Raw genomic sequence first — 21,827 nt, 5'->3', positions numbered from 1 at the left:
GTCATGACGACGGATCAGCTGTTCCCCCGCGCTCCCTCCCACCCCTTCGACTCCGGCCCGAACCGGCTCGGTGGCGACCGACTGCTGTTCCTCGCCGAGGCGTTCCGCACGTTCCACAGTACGGGCGCACTGGCGCCGAGCGGGACGGACTTGGTGAACGCCCTGGTGGTTCCGGTGACCAGCCGGCCGGACCGGCCGCTGTCGGTCCTGGAGGTCGGCGCCGGTACGGGGGTGGTGACCCGGCGGCTGGCCCAAGTGCTGCGCCCGGGAGACCGGTTGCACGTCGTCGAGGCGAACCCGCGGTTCGTCGGGCGGCTGCGCCAGGATCCGGAGCTGGCCCGGCGCGGTCCGGAGATCGGGCTGCGGCTGTCGGAGTGCCGGGTGGAGGAGCTGCCGGAGTGCCGGCCTCCGGCACCGGACGGCGGCGGGCCCGTGAGCGAGCGGTACGACGTGATCGTCTCGGGCCTGCCGTTCACCAACTTCGAGCCCGCGCAGGTCAGACACCTCCTGGAGCTCTATCTGCGGCTGCTGGTGCCGGGCGGCGAGCTGACCTGGTTCGGCTACCTGGGCACGGCTGCTGCGCGGACGCTGGCGTCCGGGCCCCGGCGCGGCGCGCGACACCGGGCGGTGATGCGGCTGTTGCAGCGGTTCGAGGCGACGTACGGGCTGGGCACCAGGACGGTGTGGCGCAACCTGCCACCGGCGCAGGCCCATCTGCTGCGCGTGCCGGGCGGCGGGGCGGACGCCCGGACGCCGGTCCCGGCCACCGGCACAGCTGGCGGAGCACCAGCGAGGGGCGAGGCAGCGGGCGGTGCAACGCGGGCGGGAGCATCGCCGACCAGAGCGACAGCAGACGGAGCAATACCGGCCGGCACGCCAGCGGGCGGTGCAACACTGACCGGAGCGACCACGGGCGGAGCCGTGGCGCCGGGCGAGCCGACGGGCGGGGCGACCATCGGCGCTCGATGATGGACCGGGGCCGGCCCCGGCTCTGTATCCGACAGCGAGGAGCCTGCAATGACCGTCACGGTACGCGATGCCGAAGCCGAGAACCGCTTCGAAGCCTGGGTGGACGACTCCCTCGCGGGCTTCGCCGAGTACATGCGCAGCGACCAACTGGTGGTCTATCCGCACACGGTGGTCGAGCCGGCCTTCGAGGGGCAGGGGATCGGCGGCGCGCTGGCCCGGGCCGCACTGGACGACGCCCGCGAGCGCGGTCTGGCGGTGCTGGCGACCTGCCCCTTCATCAAGGGCTGGATGCTGCGCCACCCCGAGTACACGGATCTGGCCTACGAGAACCGCAGCCGGGTGAGCGACTGATGGGTGCCGGCGGGGACTAGGCCGGGGCGCGCCGCCAGGGCGCCCGGACGTACGAGGGTGCGGGGATCGCGGTGACCTTCGATCCGCGGGTCTGCCGGCATGCGGCCGAGTGTGTGCGCGGCCTGCCGTCGGTGTTCGACACGGCGCGGCGGCCGTGGATCAGCCCGGACGGCGCGGAGCCGGGGCTGGTCGCCGAGGTGGTGCGGCGCTGCCCGACGGGCGCACTGACCTATCAACTGGCGGACGGCGGGACGGAGGCTCCGGAGCGGCCGACGACGGTACGGCGGACGTCGGACGGGCGGTTGCTGGTGCGCGGTGAGCTGCGGGTGACGGATGACGGGGGTGAGGTCCGGGAGACGCCGAGGGCGATGTTGTGCGGGTGCGGGAGCAGCGCCGGCCAGCCGTACTGCGACCGGAGCGGGGCGTGCGGCGGCGAGGCGGGCGATCAGGGAAGCGGCCAGGACGGCGGCCAGGGCAGCGACGACGCACAGCCGGGTGGCAACAGTGCGTAACGGGCAACCACTCGCCGACACCACCGACGACCGGCGGGCCCGGACAGCGAGCCCGGACAGCGAGCCCGGACAGCGTGTAACAGGTGACAACTGACAGATGACGGCTGACAAACTTTGAAATCTGTCAGCGGCCGTGCCATAGTGGAACCCGGCAGGCCCCCGTGCCCCGCGCGGCCGCCGCCCTCCCCACCCCCGCACCCCGCCTGGAGCACCCCGTGTCCACCACTCCCCGGATCCCCCAGCGCCGGCTCGGCGCCACCGGCCCCACCACCTCCGTCCTCGGCCTCGGCTGCATGGGCATGTCCGACCTCTACGGTCCGGCCGACGAGGCCGAGAGCATCGCCACCGTCCACGCCGCGCTCGACGCGGGCGTCACCCTGCTCGACACCGGCGACTTCTACGGCATGGGCCACAACGAGCTGCTGATCCACGACGCGCTGCGCGGCCGGGACCGCGCGAACGTGCAGATCAGCGTGAAGTTCGGCGCCCAGCGCGGCCCCGACGGCCAGTGGCTCGGCTACAACGCGAGCCCGGCCGCCACCAAGACCGCCCTCGCCTACACGCTGCGCCGCCTGCGCACCGACTACATCGACGTCTACCGCCCGGCGCGCCTGGACCCGGCTGTCCCGGTCGAGGAGACGGTCGGCGCGATCGCCGACCTCGTCAAGGCCGGCTACGTCCGCCACATCGGCCTCTCCGAGGTCGGCGCCGACACGCTGCGCCGGGCCGCCGCCGTCCACCCGATCAGCGACCTGCAGATCGAGTACTCGCTGCTCTCGCGTGCCCTCGAGGCCGAGATCCTGCCCACCGCCCGCGAGCTGGGCATCGGCGTCACCGCCTACGGCGTGCTCTCGCGCGGACTGCTCAGCGGGCACTGGAACAACGACCGCGCGCTGGCCGGCACCGACTTCCGCGGTTACAGCCCCCGTTTCCAGGGCGACAACCTGACCCACAACCTCAACCTGGTCGAGGCCCTGCGCGCGGTCGCCGCCGAGCGGGGCGCGAGCGTCGCCCAGGTCGCGATCGCCTGGGTCGCCTCGCGCGGCGAGGACGTCGTCCCGCTGGTCGGCGCCCGGCGCCGCGACCGGCTCACCGAGGCCCTCGGCGCCCTGGACGTCACCCTCACCGCGGCCGACCTCGCCGCCATCGAGGCCGCCGTCCCCGCCGGGTCCGCCGCCGGGGACAGGTACGCTGCCGCTCAGATGGCCCACCTCGACAGCGAGCACTGACCGGCACCTCCGGCGGTCGCCGGTTCGCCGCCGGGACCGGGCCTCGCCGGCGGCGCCGCACCAGCGCCGCCGGGCGGGCGCCCGCCCGGCCACCGCACCGCCTGTCAGCCGCAGCATCGTCCGCCACCCCGGCGGCGGACGCACCACCCCGTTAGGACGTACCTCCCCGTGACCACGGACAGCGCACTCACTCCCGAGCAGATCCTGGGCGCGACGGAGGAGGTCCTCAGGCGGTTCGGCCCGGCCAAGGCCACCGTGGTGGACGTCGCCCGCACCCTCGGCGTCAGCCACGGCAGCGTCTACCGCCACTTCCCCAGCAAGGCGGCGCTGCGCGAGGCCGTCACCCAGCGCTGGCTCGACCAGGCGCACGACAGCCTCGCGTCCATCGCCGCCGAGCCCGGCCCGGCGGTCGAGCGCCTGCACCGCTGGTTGGAGACGCTGTTCGCCGCCAAGCGGAAGAAGGCCCTGGACGACCCGCAGCTGTTCGCGACCTACCTGGTGCTGGTCGCGGAGACCAGCAGCACCGTCGAGGCCCACGTCGACACCCTGGTCGGGCAGATCGGCCGGATCGTCCAGGCCGGGGTGGACACCCAGGAGTTCGGGCCGACCCCGGTGGGCCCGACCGCCCGGGCCCTGTTCGAGGCCACCGCGCACTTCCACGACCCGGCGTACGCGGCCGAGTGGTCCGACCCGCAGGCGCCGGAGCGCTTCGAGGCCCTCTGGAAGCTCCTCCTCGGCGGCCTCCTCGCCCGCTGACCGGGCCTGAGCCGCCCGCCGTCCGGGCCCGAGCCCCCTCGCTCACCTCGCTCCGCCGCCCCACCAGCAGAGAACGCCCCACCGCTCCACGCCGCCCCACCGGCCGAGAACGCCCCCCGGAAAGCGTTCGCCCGACCGGGCCGCCACCCGGCAGACTGTCGCGCACGATCGATCCCCCGAGGAGGACGACATGCGTGCCACCGAACCGGCGCTGGACAGCCTGCAAGGACTCGCCCTCGGCGACGCTTTCGGCGACCGCTGGTTCTCCGTTCCCGTCGACGAGGCCCCCGCCGCGCTGGCCGCCCGACTGTCCCGTCCCGCGCCCTGGCACTGGACGGACGACACCGCGATGGCGCTCGTCCTGGTTCGCCATCTGCTCCACCGCGGCGAGGTCCACCAGGACGCGCTGGCAGACGAGTTCGCCGAGGAGTACGCCACCGCCTACGGCCGCAAGTACGGGCCGTCGATGCACGGCGTGCTGCGCGCGATCGGCGCGGGCGCCGACTGGCGGGCCGTCACCGCACAGCAGTTCGGCGGCCAGGGGTCCTGGGGGAACGGCGCCGCGATGCGGGTCGCCCCGCTCGGTGCCTGGTTCGCCGACGACCTCGACACCGTCGCCCGGCAGGCCGAACTGCAGGCGGTCACCACGCACTTCCACCCGGAGGCGGTGTCGGGCGCCGTCGCGGTCGCGCTCGCGGCGGCGCTGGCGGCCCGCAGCCGGGGGCAGCAGCCGCCCGGCCGGGTCGAGTTGCTCACCGAGGTCGCGGACCGGCTGCCCGACGGAGACGTCCGCTCCGGCCTGCGGATCGCCGCCCGGCTGCCCGGACACACCAGCGTCCGGCACGCCGCGCACGTCCTCGGCTCCGGCTTCCGGATCTCCGCCCCGGACACCGTCCCGTTCGCCCTCTGGTCCGCCGCGTCGCGCCTGGACGCCCTTCCGGACGCGATCTGGCACACCCTGGAGGGGTGGGGCGACATGGACACCACCTGTGCGATCGCGGCCGGCGTGGTCGCCGCCCGGACCGGCCTCGCCGGTGTGCCGACCGGCTGGCTGGACGCCCGCGAGGAGCTCCCGGCCGGGGTGGCCGCACCGTAGATGACGCGGTCCCGGCCGACCGACTCCGACCGGCCGACACCGACAGACCGACCCAGCCGACCCGGCCGACCCGGCCGACCGACCCGATCGGGCGGTCCCGACCGGCCGGTCAGCTGCGGGAGTTGCCGAAGAAGATCCGGTAGAGGATCAGCAGCACCAGCGCGCCGCCGATCGCCGAGCCCCAGGTGGCCAGGTCGAAGAAGTGCGCCGACACCGGCCGGTGCAGGATCCGCGAGGAGATCCAGCCCCCGACGAAGGACCCGGCGATGCCGATCAGGGTGGTCACCACCAGGCCTCCCGGGTCCTTCCCCGGCAGCAGCAGCTTCGCCAGTGCCCCTGCCACCAGACCCAGCACGATCCACGCGACTATGCCCATGCGTCCTCCCACCCTCCGTCACGGCGGCCCCACCTGGCCACTCCACTGGCGAGGACGCCTCCGTGCGCCCCCGCGGTTGCGATGCGCCGGGCGTGGCACCCAGCGGCCCGGCCACCCGCGCCGTGATACTGCGGCCATGCGCATCCTGATCGCCACCGCCGGCTCCCGGGGCGATGTGGCCCCCTTCACCGGCCTCGGCGCCCGACTCCGCGCGGCCGGCCACCACGTGGCCGTCGCCACCCACGGCACCTTCGCCGACCTGGTGTGCGCCGCCGGCTTGGAGTTCCGCCCGCTCCCCGTCGACCCGCGCGCCGAGCTCGCCTCCGACCGCGGCCAGCGCCTGCTGCGGACCGGCTCCGGGCCGCTGTCCGTCATCCAGCTCCTGCGCCTGGGCCGCTCCTTCATGCCCGCCCTCGGCGACGGCATCGTCGAGGCCACCGCCTTGGGCGCCGATCTCCTGCTCACCACCAGCGCCACCACCCCGCTCGGCCAGGTCGCCGCCGAGGCCGCCGGCATCCCCAGCATCGGCCTCTATCTCCAACCGATCTCCCCCACCCGGGAGTTCGCGCCCTCCGTGACCGGCACCCGGTCGCTGGGCCGGACCGGGAACCTGCTCGCCGGCCACGCCGTGGAGGCCGCCACCGACCGCCTCTTCGGCCCCGCCGTCCGCCAGTTGCGCCACCGGCTCGGTCTGCCGCCGCGCAGCATCGCCCGGACCCGGCGCGCCCACCCCGTGCTGCACGGCTTCTCCCCCGCCGTGGTCCCGCGCCCCGCCGACTGGCGCCCCGGTCTGGACGTCGCCGGCTACTGGTGGCCGTACCCCGAGCCCGGGTGGCAACCCCCGGAGCGCCTGGTCGACTTCCTCGCCGCCGGCCCGCCGCCGGTCTTCGTCGGCTTCGGCAGCCTGGTCGTCCCCGACCCGGAGGCGCTCAGTGCCACCGTGCTCGCCGCCCTGCGCGCGGCCAGGGTGCGGGCCGTGCTCCAGGCCGGCTGGAGCGGCCTCGGTGCGGCCGACTCCGACGACGTCCTGACCATCGACGACACCCCGCACGACTGGCTGTTCCCCCGGATGGCCGCCGTCGTCCACCACGCCGGCGCCGGCACCACCGCCGCCACCCTCCGGGCCGGCACGCCCGCCGTCCCCGTGCCCGCCCAACTCGACGCGCCGTTCTGGTCCGCCCGCCTCACCCGGCTCGGCACCTCCCCCGGCCCGGTGCCGCTGCCCGCGCTCACCGCCGCCCGACTCGCCGCGACCGTCCGACTCGCGCTCGACAACCCGCACCACCGCGAGCGCGCGCGGGCCCTCGCCGCCACGCTGGCCGCGGAGGACGGCAGCACCAAGGTGCTGGCCACCATCGACCGCCTCGCCTCCTGACATCCGTCGGAGCGTCCCCGCGCACCGGTCCCGGGCCGAAGCGCCAACCGGCCCGAAGCCCGCAACCGAACCGGCCAGCAGCCGAACCGGCCCCAACCGGCTCGAAGCCCGCCCCGAACCGACCCGAATCACCCCGAACCGCCCCGAACCGGCCCGCGGCCCGGTTCAGCGGCGCCGCCGGCCCGTCCCCCGGCTCAGCGCCGCGTAGAGGACGAACGAGGCGGTGAAGCCGACCGCCCAGCCGTAGTCGGCGAGCGGCTTGAGGAAGGGCACCAGGCCGTCGGCCGGGAACGGGCCGCCGTAGGAGCCGCCGACGGCGAGCAGGCCGCCGAGGAGCAGCGCGGTGACGGCACGCCAGTTCCAGCCGGCGGTGTACCAGTAGGCGCCGTTCGGGCGGTAGAGCTCGGCCAGCAGGAGCCGGGTGCGCCGCAGCAGCCAGTAGTCGGCGATCAGGACACCGGCCACCGTGCCGAGCAGGCCGCCGACCACACCGAGCCAGGTGAAGATGTAGACGTGCGGGTCGGAGATCAGCTTCCAGGGGAGGACCGCGATCCCGACCACGCCCGTGATCAGCGCCCCGGTGCGGAAGGTGACGAACCGGGGCAGCAGGTTGGCGAGGTCGTACGCGGGCGAGACGACGTTCGCCGCGATGTTGACGGAGAGCGTGGCGACCAGGACGGTCAGCAGGGCGAACAGGAGGCCCACCGGGCTCTCCATCTTCGCGGCGAGCGCGATCGGATCCCAGATCGGTTCGCCGTAGACGGCCTGGGAGCCGGAGGTCACCAGCACCGAGAGCAGCGCGAAGAGGGTCATGGTGGTGGGCAGGCCCAGCGCCTGGCCGCGGATCTGGGCGCGCTGGCTGCCGCCGAAGCGGGTGAAGTCGGGGATGTTCAGCGACAGGGTCGACCAGAAACCGATCATGCCCATCAGGGCCGGGAAGAAGACCTTCCAGAAGTCGCCGTCCCAGCCGAGCCGGGAGGGCTGGTCGAGCAGCGGCCCGAACCCGCCCGCCTTCACCGTGATCCAGGCCAGCAGGGCCAGCGCCCCGACGATGACGAAGGGGGCGGCCCAGTTCTCGAACCGGCGCAGGGTCTCCATGCCGCGGGCGATCACGGCCATCTCGACCAGCCAGAACAGCAGGAAGGAGAGCCACTGCGTCCACGGGTGGCCGCCGAACTCGGCCGCGGTGCGCCAGGATTCGCCCAGCAGCTTGCCGGCGAGCAGGAAGATGCCCTCGCCGCCGATCCAGGTCTGGATGCCGAACCAGGCACAGGCGACGGCGGCCCGCACGAGCGCGGGCAGGTTGGCCCCGCGCAGGCCGAAGGAGGCGCGGGCGAAGACCGGGAACGGGATGCCGTACTTGGTGCCGGCGTGGCCGGTGAGCAGCATCGGGACGAGCACCACGAGGTTGGCCAGGGCGATGGTGAGGACGGCCTGCTTCCAGTCCATGCCGAGGGCGACGAGGCCGGAGGCGAGCGTCCAGGAGGGGATGTTGTGGGCCATGCCGACCCACAGGGCGAGGAAGTTGTAGGTGGTCCAGGTGCGGCGGGCGACGGGGACGGGCCGCAGGTCGTCGTTGGTGAAGCCGTTGGGGGCCGGCACGGGGGCGGCGGGGTCGAGTTCGACCCGGCCGTCCCCGTGCTCGTACTGTCCGGCGGCGGGCGCGGGGGCGGCTATGGGCGGCGGTTCACCGTTCACCGGGACGGTCTCCTCTCAGAGTCGGGGGATGACGTCGGTGCCGTAGGCGTCGATGGTGGCTTCGACGGCGTCGTGCATGGCGTAGACGGCGAACTGGTCGACGCCCAGGGCGCGGAGGTGTTCGAGCCGCTCCCGGTGCGCGGCGGGCGGGCCGATGAGGCAGAAGCGGTCGACGATCTCGTCGGGGACGAACGCGGTGTCGGGGTTCCCCGCCCGGCCGTGGTGGCTGTAGTCGTAGCCCTGGCGGCCCTTGATGTACTCGGTGAGGGCCTCGGGGACGACGGCGGAGTGCTCGCCGTAGTGGGTGACGAGGTCGGCGACGTGGTTGCCGACCATGCCGCCGAACCAGCGGCACTGTTCGCGGGCGTGCGCGAGGGCGGCCGGGGAGTCGTCGGCCGTGACGTAGGCGGGGGCGGCGACGCAGATGGTGAGGGCGTCGGGGTCGCGGCCGGCGTCGGCGGCGGCGCTGCGGACGGCCTTGATCATGTACTCGGTGAGGTAGGGGTCGGCGAGTTGGAGGATGAACCCGTCGGCCTGGCGGCCGGTGAGGGCGAGCGCCTTGGGGCCGTAGGCGCCCATCCAGATCGGCAGTGCGGCGCCCTCGCGGACCCAGGGCAGGTGCATCTCGGTGCCGTCGACCTCGACGGTGCGGCCCTCGGCCAACTCCTTGATGGCGTGCATGGCTTCGGAGAGCCGGGCCAGGGTCGCGGGGTGGCGGCCGGCGACCCGCATCGCGGAGTCGCCGCGGCCGATGCCGCAGACCGTGCGGTTGCCGTACATGTCGTTGAGGGTGGCGAAGAGGGAGGCGGTGACCTCCCAGGTGCGGGTGGAGGGGTTGGTGACCATCGGGCCGACGGTGAGCGTCGTGGTCTCGGCGAGGATCCGGCTGTAGATGACGAAGGGTTCCTGCCACAGGACGCAGGAGTCGAAGGTCCAGCCGTGGCTGAAGCCGGCCTGTTCAGCGCGGACCATGCGGTCGATGAGCAGGCGGGCGGGCGGGTCGGTCTGCAGGACGAGGCCGATGTCCATCGGGGAGCTCCAGGGAAGGGTGGGGCCGCCCGGGGCCGACGGACCGGCCCCGGGCAACGGCGGTGCGGGGTCGGTCAGGTGAGGTACTGGCAGGTGTCGCGGCGCAGGAAGGCGCCGTGGCCGGCGCGGCCCAGCCAGGTGCCCTCGTCGAGGATCACGGTGCCGCGGGAGAGCACCGTGCGGGCGCGGCCGGTGAGCCGGCGCCCCTCGTACGCCGAGTAGTCGACGTTCATGTGGTGGGTGGCGGCGGAGACGGTCTGCTCGGCGGTGGGGTCGTAGACGACCACGTCGGCGTCGGCGCCGGGGGCGATGGTGCCCTTGCGCGGGTGCAGGCCGAACATCCGGGCGGGGGTGGTGCAGGCGATCTCGATCCACCGGCGGCGGGTCAAGTGCCCGTCGAGGACGGCCTGGTGGAGGAGGTCCATCCGGTTCTCCACGCCGGGCAGACCGTTGGGGATCTTGGAGAAGTCGCCGCGGCCGAGCTCCTTCTGGCCGGCGAAGCAGAACGGGCAGTGGTCGGTGGAGACCACCTGGAGGTCGTTGGTGCGCAGCCCGCGCCAGAGCGCCTCCTGGTGTTCACGGGGGCGCAGCGGCGTGCTGCAGACGTACTTGGCGCCCTCGAAGCCGTCGGCCCCGGTCTCGGCGAGGTTGTCGGTGGAGAGGAAGAGGTACTGGGGGCAGGTCTCGCCGAAGACGTTGAGGCCGGCGTCGCGGGCCCGGACGAGTTCGTCGAGGGCGGCGGCGGCGGAGACGTGGACGACGTAGAGCGGGCTGCCGGCGACCTGGGCGAGCTTGATGGCGCGGTGGGTGGCCTCGGCCTCCAGGAGTTCGCGGCGGACCTCGCCGTGGTAGCGGGGGTCGGTCCGGCCGGCGGCGAGGGCCTGTTCGACGAGGACGTCGATGGCGATGCCGTTCTCGGCGTGCATCATGACCAGCCCGCCGTTGGCGGCGCCGCGTTGCATGGCGCGCAGGATGCGGCCGTCGTCGCTGTAGAAGACGCCGGGGTAGGCCATGAAGAGTTTGAAGGAGGTGGATTCGCCGGAGTCGACGAGGGCGTCCATCTCCTTGAGGACCGCGTCGTTGACGTCGGAGACGATGGTGTGGAAGGCGTAGTCGACGGCGCAGTTGCCGTCGGCCTTGGCGTGCCAGGTGTCGAGGCCTTCGCGCAGGGAGCCGCCGACGGGTTGGACGGCGAAGTCGACGATGGTGGTGGTGCCGCCCCAGGCGGCGGCGCGGGTGCCGGTCTCGAAGGTGTCGGAGGCGGCGGTGCCGCCGAAGGGCAGTTCCATGTGGGTGTGGGCGTCGACGCCGCCGGGGACGACGTAGTGGCCGGTGGCGTCGATGACGGTGTCGGCGGTCCAGGCGCGGGCGGCGTCGCTGTCGGTGGCGGCGAGGGCGGCGATGCGCTCGCCCTCGATCAGGACGTCGGCGTGGATCTCGTCGGTGGCGGTGATGACGAGGCCGCCGCGGATGACGGTACGGGTCACGGTGCTCGCCCCCCTCACGCCTCGGTGAGCGGGCCGTAGGCCTCGGGCCGGCGGTCCCGGTAGAACGCCCACTGCTGGCGGACCTCTTCGATGAGGCCGAGGTCGAGGTCGCGGACGACGAGCTCCTCCTCCTTGTCGGAGGCGGGGTCGCCGACGAACTGGCCGCGCGGGTCGACGAAGTAGGAGGTGCCGTAGAAGTCGTTGTCGCCGTACTCCTCGGTGCCGACGCGGTTGATGGCGGCGACGAAGTACTCGTTGGCGACGGCGGCGGCGGGCTGTTCGAGCTGCCACAGGTAGGCGGAGAGGCCGCGGCTGGTGGCGGAGGGGTTGTAGACGATCTGGGCGCCGGCCAGGCCGAGGGCGCGCCAGCCCTCGGGGAAGTGGCGGTCGTAGCAGATGTAGACGCCGACCTTGCCGACGGCGGTGTCGAAGACGGGCCAGCCGAGGTTGCCGGGCTTGAAGTAGTACTTCTCCCAGAAGCCCTTGACCTGGGGGATGTGGTGCTTGCGGTACTTGCCGAGGTAGCTGCCGTCGGCGTCGATCACGGCGGCGGTGTTGTAGTAGACGCCGGGCTGCTCCTCCTCGTAGACGGGGACGACGACGACCAGGCCGAGTTCGCGGGCGAGGTCCTGCATCCGGCGGACGGTGGGACCGTCCGGGACGGCCTCGGCCCAGCGGTAGTGCTCCGGGTCCTGGACCTGACAGAAGTACGGGGCGTTGAAGACCTCCTGGAAGCCGATGATCTTCGCACCCCGGGCGGCGGCCTCGCGGGCGTAGCGCTCATGGAGGGCGATCATCGTCTCCTGATCACCGGTCCACCGGGTCTGCACGAGGGCGGCACGGACGATCTGCGACATGGGTACCTCCGCAACTCCGTGGCCCGGCCGGGGGGGTCGGGCCTGCGGTCTGAGGGTTGACGGGGCGGATCCGCCTCTGGTTTCCGCACGTGTCGACATGCGGCGGCGCACACATCTACGTGCGTAGAACGTGGTCCGTAGACCGTAGGCCCGGCCTCGGTGGCCTGACAATACGTCGGACGTAACGCGCCTGGGGCGATCCTGTTACGCGGACACGCGGGGGCTTCCGAACGGGATGAAACACTCATCTACCCCACTGGCTCACTCCTTACTCATTCGGGTGAATCCGGGTGCGAGGTGCCGCGTGTCGGGGTAAGACGCCCATGGTGCCGCTCCGGTCCGTCACCGGGGCGTTCCGGACGGTGAGGTCCTGACGGTCGGTTCCGGACGGCGATCCGGGGCGAGGTCCACGGGGGAGGTCGACGTGACGGCTGCATCCGATCCGTCCGGGCAGCGCGGCGACTCCGACGCCCCCGGGCCGCGCAACAGCTCCGACGCCCCCGGGCCGCGCACCGACTCCGACGCCCCCGGGCCGCGCGGCGCGCTCACCGGCACCCCGCCGGGCCCGGTACCGCCGTGGGCCGGCCTGCTGATCGCCCTGGCCGTGCCGGTACCGCTCGCGCTGGGGAGCGTGCTCTTCGCCCGGTGGGCGCCGGCGGTGCACAGCGTGCGGCTGCAACTGGCCGGTTCCGCGGCCGCCGCCGAGGCCGTCGTCGCCGGGCGGGCCGGCGACCACCGCGCGGCGCTGCGGGCCGAGCCCTGGCTGCTCGGCGGCGCCACCCTGACCCTCGTGGCGGCCGGGCTGCTCGGCTGGTACGTGCTCACCCGGCCGCACTGGCGGCTGGCCGCGCTCGCCGCCGGGGCCGCGGGCCTGCTCGCGGGCGCCCTGGACGTGGTGGAGAACGTCCTGCTCGGCGCCGGGCTGGACGGGCTCGGCGCGGGGCCGGCCGGCGATCCGGCCGGCTCGGGATCCGGCGCCGGCTCCGACGCGCCGTTCGCCGCCGCGGCCGCGCTCGCCACCGTCAAGTGGCTGCTCCTGCTGCCGGCCGGGGCGATCGCCCTGACCGTCCTCGCGATCACCCTGCACCGCGCGGTCCGCGGCATCCTGCGGCCCAGGCCCGCGCCGGGCCCCGAAGCCGCCGCAGCCGCCGAAGCCGGAGCCGCAGCCGGAGCCGGGGCGGACGCCGCCGGCCCCGCGCTGATCCCGCCGTGGCCGGTGGCCACCGCCCACGGCGGGCGCTGGCCGCCCGGCCACCGCCCGCACGGGCCGCTCGACCGCCACGCCCGCTGGCGCAACGGCGCCCGGGTGCCGCCCGGCCGGGAGCCCGCCCGGCTCGGCTTCTGCGTCTCCGGCGGCGGCATCCGCTCCGCCTGCGTCACCCTCGGCGCGTTGCAGGCACTGCGGCCCTGGCTCAAACAGGCCCGCTACCTGGTCTCCGTCTCCGGCGGCGGCTACACCGCGGGGGCACTGCAGCTGGCGCTCAGCGACTCCGCGCCCGGCGGCCCGGTACACGCCGTCTCCGGCCTGACGGCGGACAACGTCCTGGAGCCCGGATCGCCGGAGGAGGACCACCTCCGCCGGCACGCCAAGTACCTCGCCGACGGGGCCGGCCAGTGGCTGGTCGCCCTCGGGACGCTGCTGCGCGGCCTGGTCGCGGCCCTGACCCTGCTGCTCGCCACCGTCCTGGTGGTCGGCCTCGGGCTCAGCCGCTTCTACCACCTCGTCCCGCTGACCGACCTGGACGCGCTGGCCGGCGTCGGCCTGCGCACCGGCGGGGGCCACCGGCTCGACGCCCTCGCCGTCCGGGAGCCCGCCGTCCTGGCGCTGGTCGGGCTGCTCGGGGCCGCCGCGCTCTGCTGGCTGCTCTGGCTGCTGGCCTTCTCCCTGCTCGGCTGGGGCGCCCCGGTGCCCCGCACGCTGCGGCGGCTCTCGCACGCCGCCCTCGCGCTGGCCGCGCTGGTGGCCGCCGGGGTGCTGCTGGTGCCCGGGCTGGCCTGGGGCGCGGTCTGGCTGCAGCAGTCGCTCGCCGTAGGCGCCCGGCAGACCGGCGCCGGCCTCAGCCTGACCGTCCTGCTCAGCTACCTCTCCCTGCTGCTCGGCATACTCTGGCGCGGGCGCCGGGTCGTCGAGCAGGGCGCGGCGGCACTCGGCGGCCTGCTGCGCGGCACCCGGCGGCTCGGCGGCGGGGTGGCCGACCGGCTCGTCCAGTACCTGGTGGTGTGGGCGGCGCTCGCCGCGCTGTCGGCGGGCGCGCTGCTCGCACTCGGCTGGGCGGTCGCCACCGGCCACGCCTGGCCCGTTTCCGCCCAGGTGCTGCTGCCGCTCGTCCTCGGCACGGTCGGGCTCAACCTCGACCAGACCTGGATGAGCCTGCACCCGTTCTACCGCCGCCGGCTGGCCTCCGCCTTCGCCGTCCGCCGCGCCACCGAGGACGGCGAGGTACTGGCCCGGCCGTACCGCTTCTACCGCGAGCAGACCTGGCTCAGCCACTACGGCGCCCGGCACCCCGACGTGCCGCAGCTGGTCTTCTCGGCGGCCGCCAACCTGTCCGGCAGCTCCCGCACGCCACCCGGGCGCCGGGCGGTCTCGTTCACCTTCTCGCACGACTACGTCGGCGGGCCGGACGTCGGCTACGCCCGCACCGACCTGCTGGAGCGGCGCACCCGGCGGCACATCGCCAGGGACCTCACCGTGCAGTCCGCGATGGCCGTCTCGGGCGCCGCGTTCTCGTCGGCGATGGGCCGTCAGTCCCGCGCCTACCAGGGCCTGTTCGCCGTCACCAACGCCCGGCTGGGCACCTGGCTGCCCAACCCGGCCGCGCTCGGACCGCTCTGGGCACCGGACCGGGACTGGCGGCTCCCCCCGCAGCCCGCCGTCCGGCGCCTCCCCTACCAGCTGCGCGAACTGTGCGGGCGCTACCCGATGGACGACCGCTTCCTGCTGACCACCGACGGCGGGCACTACGAGAACCTCGGACTGGTCGAGCTGCTCCGGCACCGCGTGCGGACGGCGGTCTGCATCGACGCCAGCGGGGACGCCCCCGCCGCCGCGAGCCTGGCGGCGGCGATCACCCTCGCCCGCGAGGAGCTCGGCATCGTCATCACCCTGCACGAACCGGACCTGCTGATCCCCGGCAGCACCGACCGGCCGCTGCGCGGTCTGGCGGCCCGACTTGCGGACCGGCTCTCGGCCCGGGCGGTGATCACCGGGGACATCCGCTACCCGGACCCGTTCGACGTCCCCGGCGGCGACGCCCACGCCCGACCCGAAAGCCGCCCCGACGGCCACGGCAGCCGCGCCGCCCACGGGCACGGCCGCGGCGACGGCGACGGCCACGAGGACGAGTGGCGCCGGCACGGCACGCTGATCGTCGTCCAGGCCGTCCTCACCCCCGGCATGCCGTACGAGCTGCACGCCTACGCGACGGCCAACGCGGCGTTCCCGAACGACAGCACCAGCGACCAGTGGTTCGACCACCGGCAGTTCGACGCCTACCAGACCCTCGGCCGCCACCTGGGTGAGCAGGCGGCCCCCGTGATCAAGGCAGCGCTGGCCGAACCCGGGCCCGCCACCGTTCCGGCGCCCGCGCCTCCCGCCGTTCCGGCGCCCGTTCCGGCCCCCGCGCCGACCGCCCCGACGCCCCCGACCAGCGCCGCAGCGCGCCCGGCCGCGGCGCCTCCCCCGCCCCGGCGCGCCACGCACGAGTGAACGGGCTCGCTTGACTCGCGCCCGTCGCGTCGGGAAAGATCCGGCGCATGGACTCCGGCACCACTCTGGTTTGCCGCCTGCACGTCGATCTGCGACGCCAGGCGAGTTCCATCTGTGCCTGTTGACCTTGACTCTCCCCGCCGGTCCCGCCCTGTGACGTCCGCCAGGGCCCGCGCCGCGCACCCGTACCCGTCTTCCTGACGCGCCCAGCCCGGCGCACCCGTGCCGCCCGGCACGCCTGTTCCCGTTGCCGGGCCCGGCCGTCCCCTCCGCTCGCTCCGCCTTCCCCGAGGACGCCCACATGAGCCTGGACCTCGCCCCCGGCACTTCGGCCGGCCCGTCCGGCACCGAAGCCGTCGCGCCCGGCACCTCCCCCGCCGGCCCCTCCGCCGCCGCGACCCCGACCGCCGCGACCCCGACCGCCACGACCCCGACCGCCGTCACGGAATCCCGCGCCCCGCTCACCCCGAAGTCCCTGCGGGCGATCGTGCGCGACCTCGCCGAACAGCCCGACCAGTGGATCCACCACGTCCGGCTCTCCACCGAGGAGCGCTGGTACCGGCGGCTGGTGGCCGACGAGGACCACGAGGTCTGGCTGATCAGCTGGCTGCCCGGCCAGTCCACCGGGTTCCACGACCACGGCGGCTCGCGCGGCGCGTTCGCCGTCGCGCTCGGCGAGCTGGAGGAGCTCTCGCTCGGCGGGCCCGAGCAGGGCCTGCTGATCCGCCGGATCACGGCCGGCACCGCCCGGGCCTTCGGCCCGGAATACGTGCACGACGTCCGCAACACGGCCGCCGGCCCCGCGGTCACGCTGCACGCCTACTCGCCGCCGTTGAGCTCGATGGCGCACTACGAACTGCGGGCCGGCGGACTGGTCCGCACCTCGCAGGAAGGACCGGAGCAATGGTGACCACGATCGACGACCTGGTGGAGCGCGCCCGCGACGGGGTCCACCGGCCCCGCGCCCGGGAGGCCTACCAGGCGCAGCTGGACGGCGCGCTGCTGGTGGACATCCGGCCGGCGGCGCAGCGGGCGGCCGAGGGGGAGATCCCCGGCTCGCTGATCATCGAGCGCAACGTGCTGGAGTGGCGGCTCGATCCGACGGGCAGCCACCGGATCCCCGCGGCCACCGGTTACGACGTGGAGGTGATCGTGGTCTGCTCGGAGGGCTACGCCTCCAGTCTGGCGGCCGCCTCGCTGCGCGAGCTGGGGCTGCACCGGGCGACGGACCTGGACGGCGGTTTCGTCGGCTGGGCCGCTGCCGGGCTGCCGACGCGTCAGGGCGGCTGAGCGGCCGACCGGCACCACGCGCCCCGGCCCCACCCCCGACCCCGACCCCCGACCCCGACCCCGACCCCCGACCCCGACCCTCGCCGAGGAGACCGGCCCGATGACCCCGGCCGGTGACCCCGGAGCCCTGCCCGGTGACCCCGGGCCGGGCCGCCCGGGCGGACGGTAAATCAGGGACAGGAGATGATTCAGGTCATAGTCTGATCGGAGTTTCCGCCGGTCCGATGCTGGGCAGCCACGCGGGCGGAAGAACGCCCGGGCAGTTGGTCCGACAGACGCGGTCCCTTCACGGGCCGTCACTTGTCGACAAACCGCCACGACCGACAGACCGACACCGTCGGCGCCACCACCGGGAGGCGCCGAGACAGAGGAAACTCCCCGTGATCAGATTCGACGGCGCAGGCAAGCGCCACCCCGACGGCACCATCGCCGTCGGGGGCCTGGACCTCGACGTGCCCACCGGCCGGATAACCGTCCTGGTCGGCCCGTCCGGCTGCGGCAAGACCACGCTGCTGCGCATGGTCAACCGGATGGTGGAGCCGACCTCGGGCCGGGTGCTCCTGGACGGGACGGACGTCGCCCGGCTGGAGCCCGCCAAGCTGCGCCGCGGCATCGGCTACGTGATCCAGCAGGCCGGGCTCTTCCCGCACCGCAAGGTGATCGACAACATCGCCACCGTCCCCTACCTGCTCGGCTGGGACCGGAAGCGGGCCCGGGCCCGGGCCGCGGAGCTGCTGGAGCTGGTCGGGCTGGCGCCCGAGACCGGAAAGCGGTACCCGTTCCAGCTCTCCGGCGGTCAGCAGCAGCGTGTCGGGGTGGCCAGGGCGCTGGCCGCCGACCCGCCGGTCCTGCTGATGGACGAGCCGTTCAGCGCCGTCGACCCGGTGGTGCGGGCCGGGCTCCAGGAGGAGCTGCTGCGGCTGCAGTCCGAGCTGCACAAGACCGTGCTCTTCGTCACGCACGACATCGAGGAGGCCGTCCGGCTCGGCGACCAGGTCGTGGTGCTGCGCGAGCAGGGCCGGATCGCCCAGCTGGCCGATCCGCACACCCTGCTCACCGCGCCCGCCGACGACGACGTCGCCGCGTTCCTCGGTCGCGACCGCGGGCTGCGCGGGCTCGGCCTGCGCCCCGCCACCGCCGTCACCGTCCGCCCGGTGGCCGACGGGCTGCGCTACGGGGGGTGGGAGTTGGCCCTGGACGACGAGCGCCGCCCGATCGGCTGGATCGACCGGAACGCCCCGGCCACCACCCTGCACCCGGCGGCCGGGTACCGCCCGGAGACCGACACGCTGCGGACCGCGCTGGACGCCGCCGTCCTCTCCCCCGCCGGCGTCGCGGTCGCCCTGGACGCCGACGGCCGGGCCACCGGCACCGCGAGCCGCGAGGCCGTCCTGACCGCCCTCTCCGCAGCGCCCGCGACGGTGTCCGGAGCACCCGCGACGGTGTCCGGAGCACCCGCGACGGTGTCCGGAGCACCCGCGACGGTGTCCGGAGCGACCGCGGCCCCGTCCGCGGCGGGCGTCACGGTGCCCGGGATCGGCGCCGCGGACCGGACCGGGGCCGGCGCAGCGCCGGCTCCGGTGCGGGTGGCCCGGGCGAACGCGACGGACGAGAGCGGCGGAGCCACCGGTGGACGATGAACCGATCGTCCGGTGGTACTGGATCGGCGACCACCTCGGCTATCTCGGCGGCCTGCTCGCCGACCACGCGGTGATCGCCCTGCTCCCGGTGCTGATCGGCCTGCTGCTGGCCGTCCCGCTCGGCCTGGCCTGCACCCGCTTCCCCCGGCTCTACCAGCCGCTGGCCGCCGTCTTCAACGTCGTCTACGCGCTGCCCTCCCTGGCGGTCTTCGTGGTGCTCATCCCCTACACCGGGCTGGCCACCCAGGCCACCGTGATGATCCCGCTCACCTTCTACGCGGTCGCCGTGCTGCTGCCGACCACCGTGGACGGCCTGCACGCCGTCCCCGACCCCGTCCGCCAGGCGGCGACCGCGATGGGTTACGGCCCGTGGCACCGGCTGGCGGCCGTCGAGCTGCCCGCCTCCGTGCCGTACCTGGTGGCCGGGCTCCGGGTCGCGGCGGTCTCCAGCATCTCGCTGGCGAGCGTCGGCGCGCTGGTCGGGCGCGGCGGACTCGGCTACCTCTTCATCGACGGCTTCCAGCGCACCTTCCCGACCCCGATCGTGGCCGGCATCGTGCTGATCGCCGCGCTGGCGCTGGCCGTGGACCTGCTGCTGATCGGGGCCCGGCGGCTGCTCGCGCCCTGGGCCGTCCGGGAGCAGGGGGCCGGCCGGTGAACTGGCTCTCCTGGCTGGGGGACTTCTTCTCCTCCCCGGACCGCCGCAGCGGCCCGGACTCGATCGTGCACCGCATCGCCGAGCACCTGCTGCTCTCGGGCGAGGCGCTGCTCTACGCGGCCCTGCTGGCCGTGCCGCTCGGCCTGCTGATCGGCTACACCGGCCGCGGCGCCACCGCCGTCACCTCGCTGGCCGGCGCCGCCCGCGCGCTGCCCACGCTCGGCCTGGTGACGCTCGCGGTGCTGCTCGCCGGGGTGGGCGACACGGCCGTGCTGATCCCGCTGGTCGCGCTCGCCGCGCCGCCGCTGCTGGTCGCCGCCGTCGAGGGGGTGCGCGGCACCGACCCGGACGTCCGGGATGCGGCGCGCGGCGTCGGGCTGACGCACCCGCAGGTGCTGTGGCAGGTCTGCCTGCCGTCCGCGCTGCCGACCCTGCTGGCCGGGTTCCGGACCGCGACCGTCCAGGTCGTCGCGACGGCCACGGTCGCCGCGTACGTCGGCCTCGGCGGTCTCGGCCGGTACGTCATCGACGGGCTGGCCACCCGGAACTTCGCCGTGACGGTGGGCGGCGCGCTGCTCGTGGTGCTGCTCGCGGTCGGCGCCCAGCTGTTCTTCGCGCTGCTCGCCCGGTTCGCGCTCCCGCCCGGCCTGCGCGCCCAGCGCAAGTCGCGCTCGTCCCGCTGATCGCGACGCCATGCCGATTCCGTCGACCCGCCGCCCCGTCGTCCCACCGATCCCGTCGACCCCGCTCATGGCGTTGATCCCGCTCGTCCCGCTGATTCTCATCCGTTCCGAAAGGACACGTATCACCATGTCGATATCTGCACGCCGCCGAAGCGGCCGCCGGGCCCTGCTCCTCGGCACGATCGCCGCGCTCGCCCTCGGTGCCACCGCCTGCTCCTCCTCCGGCGGCGACCCGCTGGGCGGCGGCTCCTCGACCTCGGCGGCCGCGACCGGCGGCGCGACGGCCGGCGGCGGCTCCGGCTCGACCGTGGTGGTCGGCTCGGCCAACTTCCCCGAGAACGTGCTGCTCGGCTCGATCTACTCGCAGGCGCTGAAGGCCAAGGGCGTCAAGGTCGAGGAGAAGTTCAACATCGGCAGCCGCGAGGTGCTGTACGGGCAGCTGCAGAACGGCAGCCTGACGGTGCTGCCCGAGTACAACGGCGCGCTGCTCGCCTACCTCGGCGGCAAGGCGACCGCGCCCACCAAGGACGAGGTCAACGCGGCGCTGGCGAAGACCCTGCCCGCCTCGCTGGCCATCCTGGACTCCTCGCCCGCCGAGGACAAGGACACCCTGAGCATCAGCCAGGAGAGCGCCGACAAGTACCAGCTGAAGACCATCGACGACCTCGCCGCCAAGGCCGGCGAGTTCACCATCGGCGGCCCGCCCGAGTTCAAGACCCGCCAGGAGCAGCCGCTCAAGGACGTCTACGGGCTGACCTTCAAGGAGTGGAAGCCGACCGGCGAGACCACCGCCAACGCGATCAAGGACGGCTCGATCCAGGTCGGCAACGTCTTCTCCACCGACCCGAAGATCGCCCAGCTGAAGCTCGTCCCGCTGGCCGACCCGAAGAACCTGTTCGGCGCGCAGAACGTCACCCCGCTGGTGAACAAGGGCGCGATCGACGCCCCCGCCGCCGCCGCGCTGAACGCGGTGTCGGCCAAGCTCGACACCGCGGGGCTGGCGACGCTGATGAAGAAGGTCGCCGTCGACAAGGAGGACCCGTCCGCCGTGGCCAAGGAGTGGCTGAAGGCCAACGGACTGGGCTGAGCCCGGCGGCACGACCGGCCGACGGCGGCGGCCCGGTCTACGGCACGACCGCCCGGCGGCGCGACCGGCCACGGCGGCGGCCCGGTCGACGGCGCGACCGCCCGACGGCACGACCGGCCACGGCGGCGGCCCGGGAGGGGAGGACCTCCCGGGCCGCCGCCGCTTCGCCGTCAGGGGATCTTCCCTTGAGCGGCGCGAACATGACAGTGTGGCGGAATGCGCACTCGTCTCCTCGCCGCCACCCTCACGGCGTTCGCCGCGGTGAGCCTCGCTGCCTGTTCGTCCGGCTCGGGTTCGAGCGGCACCGCGGCCGGCTCCCCCACCACACCCGCCGCCGCCACCGCGTCCGTGCCGAGCACCCCCGGCCCCGGCGGCACCGCCGACGCCACCGGCACCGGCGCGCCGACCACGGCCCCCACGGCGGCCGGTCCGGCCACCCCCACCGCACCCGCCACGGGCAGCCCCGACGGACCCGCGCCGGGATCGGCCTCGCCGGGCGCCCCCGACGCCCCCGGTGCCCCGGCGCCGTCCAAGCCCGCGCCACCGGCCGACGCGGGACTGCCCGCCAAGCCCGGCTCGGACGACACCGGCAGGCTGGTCGCCGCGCTCGACGCGATCGACCCGGCGATCGTCGGCGGCAAGCCCGACCAGGCCGTCGACCGCGCCCGCAACCAGTGCCAGTCGATGTACCAGTTCCCCAAGGACCGCGCGAAGTTGGTCGAGCTGGCCAACCAGCGCTTCACCGCACCCGACCACCCGCAGGGCTTCGGCGCCGAGAAGGCCGAGAAGATCCTCGACGCGCTGCGCGCCACCCTCTGCCCGCCGGCCTGACGCCGGTCCTCACCCTCGCCCCCGGCCTCGACGCCCGCCCCCGCCCGCGCCCTTCACCTCGCGCTCCGGGGCCGGGCAGGGCCGCCCCGAGCAGCCCGGTGTCCTGAGCACCGGGCCGCCGTGGCCGCGCGCAACGACCTGCCCGAACCGGTGCGGTCGGGCCCGCGCCGGGTGCCCGCCCAGGGCGGCACCGT

At 74.7% G+C, this 21,827-nt stretch carries 20 protein-coding genes and 1 pseudogene; 16 read left to right on the top strand and 5 right to left on the bottom strand.

Annotation, left to right across the window (positions count from 1 at the left end; genetic code table 11):
- The first annotated feature begins 3 nt into the window (after nt 1-3).
- From ACWDRR_RS07710 to ACWDRR_RS07685, 6 genes and pseudogenes are all read left to right on the top strand, one after another.
- Nucleotides 4-969: a class I SAM-dependent methyltransferase gene (locus ACWDRR_RS07710; protein ID WP_449771261.1), complete on the top strand. Its 966-nt coding sequence runs from the start codon at nt 4-6 to the stop codon at nt 967-969.
- Nucleotides 970-1,017: 48 nt separating this feature from the next.
- Nucleotides 1,018-1,320 carry a GNAT family N-acetyltransferase gene (locus tag ACWDRR_RS07705; RefSeq protein ID WP_449771260.1) on the top strand — a complete coding sequence of 101 codons (303 nt, stop codon included), beginning with the start codon at nt 1,018-1,020 and terminating at the stop codon, nt 1,318-1,320.
- A 38-nt stretch (nt 1,321-1,358) separates the two neighbouring features.
- Nucleotides 1,359-1,832 (top strand): annotated as a pseudogene (locus tag ACWDRR_RS07700) ((4Fe-4S)-binding protein); the annotation flags it as partial.
- A gap of 233 nt (nt 1,833-2,065) precedes the next feature.
- Nucleotides 2,066-3,061, top strand: a complete 996-nt coding sequence (locus tag ACWDRR_RS07695) for an aldo/keto reductase (RefSeq protein ID WP_449771459.1) — start codon at nt 2,066-2,068, stop codon at nt 3,059-3,061.
- A 168-nt stretch (nt 3,062-3,229) separates the two neighbouring features.
- The gene (locus ACWDRR_RS07690; RefSeq protein ID WP_449771259.1) at nt 3,230-3,817 is read left to right on the top strand and encodes a TetR family transcriptional regulator; all 588 of its coding nucleotides are present in this window, start codon (nt 3,230-3,232) and stop codon (nt 3,815-3,817) included.
- A gap of 190 nt (nt 3,818-4,007) precedes the next feature.
- A complete protein-coding gene (locus tag ACWDRR_RS07685) occupies nt 4,008-4,913 on the top strand; it encodes an ADP-ribosylglycohydrolase family protein (protein ID WP_449771258.1) in 906 nt (301 codons plus the stop codon).
- Between the two features lie 109 nt (nt 4,914-5,022).
- Here ACWDRR_RS07685 and ACWDRR_RS07680 read toward each other — a convergent pair whose 3' ends face one another.
- On the bottom strand, nt 5,023-5,289 hold the full coding sequence (locus ACWDRR_RS07680; RefSeq protein ID WP_449771257.1) for a GlsB/YeaQ/YmgE family stress response membrane protein: 267 nt from the start codon (nt 5,287-5,289) through the stop codon (nt 5,023-5,025).
- A 136-nt stretch (nt 5,290-5,425) separates the two neighbouring features.
- Between ACWDRR_RS07680 and ACWDRR_RS07675 the strand changes: the two genes are divergently transcribed.
- Complete coding sequence (locus ACWDRR_RS07675; protein WP_449771256.1) at nt 5,426-6,664, top strand: glycosyltransferase; 1,239 nt, start codon at nt 5,426-5,428, stop codon at nt 6,662-6,664.
- Between the two features lie 165 nt (nt 6,665-6,829).
- Here the strand turns inward: ACWDRR_RS07675 and ACWDRR_RS07670 are convergent, their stop codons facing one another.
- The 4 genes from ACWDRR_RS07670 to ACWDRR_RS07655 all read right to left on the bottom strand — a co-directional run bounded on the left by ACWDRR_RS07670 (nt 6,830) and on the right by ACWDRR_RS07655 (nt 11,735).
- Nucleotides 6,830-8,341, bottom strand: coding sequence for an NCS1 family nucleobase:cation symporter-1 (locus ACWDRR_RS07670; RefSeq protein WP_449771458.1), 1,512 nt, complete (start codon nt 8,339-8,341; stop codon nt 6,830-6,832).
- 36 nt (nt 8,342-8,377) lie between these two features.
- A complete protein-coding gene (locus tag ACWDRR_RS07665; RefSeq protein ID WP_449771255.1) occupies nt 8,378-9,391 on the bottom strand; it encodes a TIGR03842 family LLM class F420-dependent oxidoreductase in 1,014 nt (337 codons plus the stop codon).
- A 74-nt stretch (nt 9,392-9,465) separates the two neighbouring features.
- Nucleotides 9,466-10,878, bottom strand: coding sequence for a dihydropyrimidinase (gene hydA / locus ACWDRR_RS07660; protein ID WP_449771254.1), 1,413 nt, complete (start codon nt 10,876-10,878; stop codon nt 9,466-9,468).
- A gap of 14 nt (nt 10,879-10,892) precedes the next feature.
- The gene (locus ACWDRR_RS07655; RefSeq protein WP_387890248.1) at nt 10,893-11,735 is read right to left on the bottom strand and encodes a nitrilase-related carbon-nitrogen hydrolase; all 843 of its coding nucleotides are present in this window, start codon (nt 11,733-11,735) and stop codon (nt 10,893-10,895) included.
- A gap of 424 nt (nt 11,736-12,159) precedes the next feature.
- Here ACWDRR_RS07655 and ACWDRR_RS07650 point away from each other — a divergent pair, with 424 nt between their 5' ends.
- From ACWDRR_RS07650 to ACWDRR_RS07610, 9 genes are all read left to right on the top strand, one after another.
- Nucleotides 12,160-15,444: a hypothetical protein gene (locus ACWDRR_RS07650; protein ID WP_449771253.1), complete on the top strand. Its 3,285-nt coding sequence runs from the start codon at nt 12,160-12,162 to the stop codon at nt 15,442-15,444.
- 47 nt (nt 15,445-15,491) lie between these two features.
- Complete coding sequence (locus tag ACWDRR_RS07645) at nt 15,492-15,569, top strand: putative leader peptide (RefSeq protein ID WP_101948289.1); 78 nt, start codon at nt 15,492-15,494, stop codon at nt 15,567-15,569.
- Nucleotides 15,570-15,745: 176 nt separating this feature from the next.
- On the top strand, nt 15,746-16,354 hold the full coding sequence (locus ACWDRR_RS07640; protein WP_449771252.1) for a cysteine dioxygenase: 609 nt from the start codon (nt 15,746-15,748) through the stop codon (nt 16,352-16,354).
- Nucleotides 16,348-16,734 (top strand): rhodanese-like domain-containing protein, encoded by a 387-nt coding sequence (locus ACWDRR_RS07635; RefSeq protein WP_449771251.1) that lies wholly within the window; start codon nt 16,348-16,350, stop codon nt 16,732-16,734. Before ACWDRR_RS07640 ends, ACWDRR_RS07635 begins: the two co-directional genes overlap by 7 nt.
- A gap of 380 nt (nt 16,735-17,114) precedes the next feature.
- Nucleotides 17,115-18,374 (top strand): ATP-binding cassette domain-containing protein, encoded by a 1,260-nt coding sequence (locus tag ACWDRR_RS07630; RefSeq protein ID WP_449771250.1) that lies wholly within the window; start codon nt 17,115-17,117, stop codon nt 18,372-18,374.
- Entirely contained in the window at nt 18,364-19,032 is a 669-nt protein-coding gene (locus ACWDRR_RS07625) for an ABC transporter permease (RefSeq protein WP_449771249.1), read from the top strand. The genes ACWDRR_RS07630 and ACWDRR_RS07625 overlap by 11 nt, the downstream gene beginning before the upstream one ends.
- Nucleotides 19,029-19,715: an ABC transporter permease gene (locus tag ACWDRR_RS07620; protein ID WP_449771248.1), complete on the top strand. Its 687-nt coding sequence runs from the start codon at nt 19,029-19,031 to the stop codon at nt 19,713-19,715. The genes ACWDRR_RS07625 and ACWDRR_RS07620 overlap by 4 nt, the downstream gene beginning before the upstream one ends.
- A gap of 127 nt (nt 19,716-19,842) precedes the next feature.
- Entirely contained in the window at nt 19,843-20,802 is a 960-nt protein-coding gene (locus ACWDRR_RS07615; RefSeq protein WP_449771247.1) for an ABC transporter substrate-binding protein, read from the top strand.
- Nucleotides 20,803-21,018: 216 nt separating this feature from the next.
- Nucleotides 21,019-21,633: a hypothetical protein gene (locus ACWDRR_RS07610; RefSeq protein WP_449771246.1), complete on the top strand. Its 615-nt coding sequence runs from the start codon at nt 21,019-21,021 to the stop codon at nt 21,631-21,633.
- Nucleotides 21,634-21,827: the final 194 nt, after the last annotated feature.

This window comes from Kitasatospora sp. NPDC003701 (genome assembly GCF_053587085.1).
The sequence above is the reverse complement of the archived record's forward strand: the minus strand, read 5'-3'. Positions and strand labels throughout refer to the sequence as shown.

Coding starts and splice junctions, on each gene's coding strand:
- ACWDRR_RS07635 (WP_449771251.1), top strand. CDS start 16,348: ATGGTGACCACGATCGACGACCTGGTGGAGCGCGCCCGCGACGGGGTC.
- ACWDRR_RS07655 (WP_387890248.1), bottom strand. CDS start 11,735: ATGTCGCAGATCGTCCGTGCCGCCCTCGTGCAGACCCGGTGGACCGGT.
- ACWDRR_RS07640 (WP_449771252.1), top strand. CDS start 15,746: ATGAGCCTGGACCTCGCCCCCGGCACTTCGGCCGGCCCGTCCGGCACC.
- ACWDRR_RS07665 (WP_449771255.1), bottom strand. CDS start 9,391: ATGGACATCGGCCTCGTCCTGCAGACCGACCCGCCCGCCCGCCTGCTC.
- ACWDRR_RS07705 (WP_449771260.1), top strand. CDS start 1,018: ATGACCGTCACGGTACGCGATGCCGAAGCCGAGAACCGCTTCGAAGCC.
- ACWDRR_RS07675 (WP_449771256.1), top strand. CDS start 5,426: ATGCGCATCCTGATCGCCACCGCCGGCTCCCGGGGCGATGTGGCCCCC.
- ACWDRR_RS07645 (WP_101948289.1), top strand. CDS start 15,492: ATGGACTCCGGCACCACTCTGGTTTGCCGCCTGCACGTCGATCTGCGA.
- ACWDRR_RS07610 (WP_449771246.1), top strand. CDS start 21,019: ATGCGCACTCGTCTCCTCGCCGCCACCCTCACGGCGTTCGCCGCGGTG.
- ACWDRR_RS07710 (WP_449771261.1), top strand. CDS start 4: ATGACGACGGATCAGCTGTTCCCCCGCGCTCCCTCCCACCCCTTCGAC.
- ACWDRR_RS07680 (WP_449771257.1), bottom strand. CDS start 5,289: ATGGGCATAGTCGCGTGGATCGTGCTGGGTCTGGTGGCAGGGGCACTG.
- ACWDRR_RS07615 (WP_449771247.1), top strand. CDS start 19,843: ATGTCGATATCTGCACGCCGCCGAAGCGGCCGCCGGGCCCTGCTCCTC.
- ACWDRR_RS07685 (WP_449771258.1), top strand. CDS start 4,008: ATGCGTGCCACCGAACCGGCGCTGGACAGCCTGCAAGGACTCGCCCTC.